Here is a 4,750-nt window from a genome sequence, read left to right as displayed (position 1 = left end):
GTGACGTGCTTGATGTTGATGCCGACTTCGTAGCTGCCGTCCTTGCCGAAGTCGATGGCAAAGTCGCCAGCACCGTAGCTGTTGGCTGACGGCTGGTTCAGCGTGCGCGGGTTGTGCCCGGTCGCCAGCGCGATGTAGAGCTTCTGGTCGGTCAGCGAGAGATTCGCGTAGAGCGCTTCGGCGTCATAGGCCTGGCCGCCCCAGCCGGGGTTGAGGTAGAAGGCGCCGCCGCCGGTGTCGTCCTCGATCGTCGCCTGGATGCCGGAGCCCGGCGCCGGTGCCCAGGTGGCCGGATTGATTCCCCAGTCCGCCAGATTCCCGTCGACCGTCAGAGCGGCAGCCGGCAGGGCGAGACTGGTGCCGAAAGCGACAGCGACCAGGGTCAATAGCTTGTTCATACTCTGTGGTGCTCCAGAAGCAATGATGCGTGTTGACAGGGAAAGCGTTGCGCGGGCAGCCGTTTGGCGGCTGCTGGAACGCTACCGGGTTGCCTGATTGGCCTCGCGACCAGGGCGACCCGACTTGCTGCGCAGTGTCGCTCGGGTCGCCGGCGTGGCGTTATGAACTAGTGCACAAGCGCTTGTATTTCGTCGCTCAGGTCTTGGCGGCGGGATTGGCAGGTGCACTGCGCCGTCAGGCGGCCGGCCCCCGTGGCTGGTTGGCGGCAGCCGCGGCGAATCGCGCAAGCCCTTACAAGCAACTCATTTTATTGGTCTGCCGAACTTTCCTCGCGGCCAACCGTCCATTTGACGAAGGTCGGGCATTCTGCGATAGTCGGCCCAGGTGTCGGCTTCGCTGGTCTGTCTTTCATCTGTCTTTCGTCTGTCTATCCTCTCGCTGCTGGGCTTTGATCGTGTTGGGAAGTCGTGGAGCGCGGTGCTGCTTGACGCGTGGAGCGACCTCGAATCGAAGGAGATCGCCATGTCAGAAATGATCGTACCGGGCACCTACATCGACGTACGCGCGGAGGGGCTGATCTCCGCCGGTGGCGTGGCGACCGGAATCGTCGGCATCGTCGGCACCGCCCGGTCGGGCCCGCTGGCGACGCCGATTACGCTGTCTGGTTTCGCGCAGGCGCGCGAGCTCTTTGGCCTGGCGGACAATCACGCCAGCCCGGAAGACGGAGCGCATCCGCTGACGCTGACGCGCGCTGTGCAACTGGCCTACGCCAACGGCGCGTCGACCGTCGTCGCCGTGCGTGTGGCGAGCCCGCGCGCCGCGTCGGCGAGCTTCGCTCTGAAGAACGGCGCCGGCAACACGGTTGCCGTTCTCGCCGCGACGACTCCCGGCTCCTGGGGCAACGACATCCAGGTTTCGGTCAGCCCGGCCAAGGCGCCGGCGCGCATCGTCGGCGAGCGGCAGACCTCGTCGTTCGCCGCGCTGACCTATTCCAGCGTCCAGCCGAATCCGCAGAACCGGATTCAGGTCGTGCGCGGCGACACCCGGCGCGTGGATACCTTCGATCTGGTCTATCGCTTCGTCGTGCGCGACGAGACGGTGGGCAAGAACAGCGGCGGCAGCTATCAGTTGGCCCATCCGCGGCTCGCCCAGGTCGCCTCGATCAATTCGCTGCTCGTCCTCGACAGCAGCGGCAGCCCGCTACGCGCGTATGGGGCGAAGCCGCCGAGCGGGGTGACGGCAGGGACGATTCTTTACGATCTGGCGGCGACCCCGGCGCTGAACGAGGTGCGGATCAATCCGAACACCAGCGAACTTACCTTTGCCGCGACGCAGGCACCGGCCGCCGGGCAGACGGTCGTCGCCACCTATGCCGTCGACCATGCCGACCCGCAACCCGGCGAAGTGCTCATCACGGTGTGGAACGGCGACCTCGACTTCGCCACGGGCGAGGCGCCACGCGCCGTCGCCGGCGATGTGCTGACTGCCAGCTATCTGGTCGAAGCGGCGGACTGCGTGCAGGTCAGCCTGACGCACGGCCAGTTGAAGGAAAGCTACGTCGTTCCCGACGGGCGCACGCTGGCGGTGCAGGCGAGCAGCTCGCGGTTGGTGCGCGTCGTTGCCGACGCGACGAATGGCGGAACGAAACCGGCCGCTGACGTCGCCGCGTTCTTCGGCACGGGCAGCAACGTCGGCGGCGCGAACGGCGCCGACGCCGGCGAGGACGAGTACGCGGCGGGGCTGGAAGCGATTTCGAACATGCTCGTCAACCTGGTCGTCCTCGCCGGTCAGGACGCGCGTCAGATGGGCGCGGTGCTGCTCAGTCACCTCAAAGCGACCGAGGAAACCGACCTCGAACGGCTGGGCGTGATCGGTGCCGCGGGCAGTGAGGTGGCCGACTTCCTCGGCCATACGCTGGCCGACGGCCGCCTCGTTCTGGTCGCTCCGGGAATCCGCAACCCGGACGGCACGGACTTGCCGGCGGCCTACACGGCGGCCGCTGTTGCCGGCCTGATCGCCGCGCTGCCGGTGCACACCAGCCTGACCAACAAGTCGATCAATCTGCCCGGCATCAGCCTGTCGGCCAACCGCGGCCAGCAGGCGCAACTGATCGAGCGCAACGTGCTGACCATCGTCGCGCGCCAGGGACTGCGTGTCCTCAAGGGCGTGACGACGGAAGGCGTCGGCCAGCCTTTTTCAGCGATTCCGACGCGCCGCATCGTCGATTATGCCAAGTACGGCGTGCGCTCGGCGGCCAACCCCTATCTCGGGCGACTGAACAACTCGCGCGTGCGCGCCGCGTTGAAGGCGACGCTCGATGCCTTTCTCACCGGAATGGTCGAAGACGAAGCGCTCACCGGTTACCAACTGGACGTCACCGCGACGCGCGCGCAGGAAATCGCCGGCCAGGTCAATGTCGTCATGACGATCCAGCCGACCTTCAGCATCGACTTCATCCGCGTCGTCATGACGCTGCAGTAAGACAGGAGATCCGACCATGCCCAACGATGTCTTGCGCGCTACCGATGCGGTCCTCGTCCTCGGCGTCGAGGATACCTCCACTCCTGAAGGCGAGGCAGCCAACGCGCTGGTGTCGCAGTACGACCTGTCGAACGTTGTCGGCCGCCTGACCAACGTCCAGATCAGCATCAGCAGCGACGTTCGTCCGTTCTACGAGATCGGCCGGCGCTACCCGACGCACTTGCGCCCCGGCATTCTCAAGGTGTCGGGTTCGGCCGAACGGGCGCACGTCAATGGCGCGCTGCTGCGCCTGCTGCTCGGCGACGGCGCGGTCAGCCCGCCGTCCGGAGCGACCTTTGCCCAACCCTCGTTCAATCTGATTTCGACGCTGAAGGACCCGGCGCATCCCGAGCAGCAGACCAAGGTGACGGTCTTCGGCGTCAAGTTCGACAGTTGGACGTACAACATTCCGAGCGACGCCTTCGTCATGGAAGCGATCACCTTCCAGGCGATGCGGGTTGCTTACGAGGAAAGCTGATCGGCGCGCCCGAGCGCGATCCAACGGAGGTTCCTGACGCATGCAGGCCGTCCGCAATCAGGCTATGAACGACGTTGCCCAGGGCGATGGCGAAGCGGGCAGCGCTCAGCTTCTCAGCGCGCAGGAACTGCTCGCCGGCAGCCTGCTGACCTACGATGTCGAGGTTCCCGCCAGCATTCTGCAACCGGGCGCGGAGAGCGGCGCGGCGCGGCGCGGGCAGGTTCGCCTGCGCCCGCTGAAAGTGGCGACGCTGGCGCTGATTTCGCGTGCCGCGCGTGAAGATTCGTCGCTCGCCCCGCTGCTGATGGTCAAGGAGTCGCTCGTCGAGCCGCAGTTGCCGCTCGAACAGATTCGCCAGATGAACGCCGGGCTGGTCAATTTTCTGGTCGCCGCAGTCAACCGCATTTCCGGTCTGGAGCGCGAGCCTTCGGCGGCGCAGAACGCTGCCGCCAGCGCGATCGGCGAATCGCACGTGTTGCTCGCCTGGCATTTCGGGTGGACGCCGGCGCAGGTGGCCGAGCTGACGCCCGGGCAGCTTGCCGTCTATCTGGCCGGAATCGAGCGGCTGCAGGCTGCTGGCACGCCACGGAAACCGGCATGAAGCGGCCTTTTGACGAGGCCGCCGGGTGTGCGCTGCGCCTGGCTGAAACGCTGTTTGCGCTGCCGGCCGATCATCTGCCGGTGATCGGCGCCGAGCCGATCGGCGATCCGGCGGAGGCGATGGAAGAACTCTTCGCGCGCTGCCTGGGTCGGCTGACCGATCCCGGAGCTGCGCCGACTCAGGCGCCCGCCGTACCCACGGCATTCCTGGAAAGCGTCAGCGCCAGCGGCGAGGCGATTTCCCGCACTGCGCCGGGCGGCCAAGCCGCCGCTGGTCGGCCGGCGCGCGTGCCCGGCGACTCGCGCGAGGAGGCGCGCGCCGATGCCGACGTGCCGCCGACGCTGCAACGCCTCGCGCAGCATTCGTCAGAGTCGCCGACGCGTTCGACGCCTGCGGCGCCCGCCGGGCCACGGCCGTCGGCGCTCGCTGGGTCGGCCACCTCGCCGGCCGGCCAGGCGCCGACGCTGCCCGCGGCTTCGCTTCCGATGCCGGCGACTTCCTTGCTTGCCCAGCGCGCTGACCAAATGCCACGCCCGCTACAGGCGGCACACCCGACCCGTGCCGCCGGCTGGCGCGCAGCGAACGGCGCCAGCGAACCCCCGCGGAGTCGAGGGCTGACCGAACACCAGCCGTCGCCCACGCGTGTCGGTGCAGAGCAGCGCGTCGAGCCGCCAGCGCCCGCGTCGCTCGCACGACGCGCGCCGCCGCTCGCCGAGCCGCCGCCGGTCAGCGCCGCGGCGCCCGGCCCTACT

The 4,750-nt window shown here is 67.8% G+C and carries 4 protein-coding genes and 1 pseudogene; 4 read left to right on the top strand and 1 reads right to left on the bottom strand.

Features of this window, described 5'->3' with window-relative positions; all coding sequences use genetic code 11:
- A partial coding sequence (locus tag RKP46_RS09760; RefSeq protein ID WP_311106468.1) for a hypothetical protein occupies window positions 1-398 on the bottom strand: 398 nt, incomplete at its 3' end.
- Between the two features lie 523 nt (window positions 399-921).
- On the opposite strand from RKP46_RS09760, the gene RKP46_RS09755 reads away from it, so the two are divergent.
- From RKP46_RS09755 to RKP46_RS09740, 4 genes and pseudogenes are all read left to right on the top strand, one after another.
- Window positions 922-2,880 carry a phage tail sheath C-terminal domain-containing protein gene (locus RKP46_RS09755; protein ID WP_311106467.1) on the top strand — a complete coding sequence of 653 codons (1,959 nt, stop codon included), beginning with the start codon at window positions 922-924 and terminating at the stop codon, window positions 2,878-2,880.
- 16 nt (window positions 2,881-2,896) lie between these two features.
- Window positions 2,897-3,397, top strand: coding sequence for a hypothetical protein (locus RKP46_RS09750; RefSeq protein ID WP_300332465.1), 501 nt, complete (start codon window positions 2,897-2,899; stop codon window positions 3,395-3,397).
- 64 nt (window positions 3,398-3,461) lie between these two features.
- Window positions 3,462-3,998 carry a hypothetical protein gene (locus RKP46_RS09745; protein WP_311106466.1) on the top strand — a complete coding sequence of 179 codons (537 nt, stop codon included), beginning with the start codon at window positions 3,462-3,464 and terminating at the stop codon, window positions 3,996-3,998.
- Window positions 3,995-4,750 (top strand): annotated as a pseudogene (locus tag RKP46_RS09740) (hypothetical protein); the annotation flags it as partial. The gene RKP46_RS09745 and the pseudogene RKP46_RS09740, both read left to right, overlap by 4 nt.

The organism is Accumulibacter sp., assembly GCF_031732815.1.
Classification (GTDB): Bacteria; Pseudomonadota; Gammaproteobacteria; order Burkholderiales; family Rhodocyclaceae; genus Accumulibacter.
Note: the sequence above shows the minus strand (reverse complement) of the source record. Positions and strands in the feature narration are given on the sequence as shown.

Bases quoted from the DNA above. Each gene is read 5' to 3' on its own strand.
- RKP46_RS09750 (WP_300332465.1), top strand. From the start codon at position 2,897: ATGCCCAACGATGTCTTGCGCGCTACCGATGCGGTCCTCGTCCTCGGC.
- RKP46_RS09745 (WP_311106466.1), top strand. From the start codon at position 3,462: ATGAACGACGTTGCCCAGGGCGATGGCGAAGCGGGCAGCGCTCAGCTT.
- RKP46_RS09755 (WP_311106467.1), top strand. From the start codon at position 922: ATGTCAGAAATGATCGTACCGGGCACCTACATCGACGTACGCGCGGAG.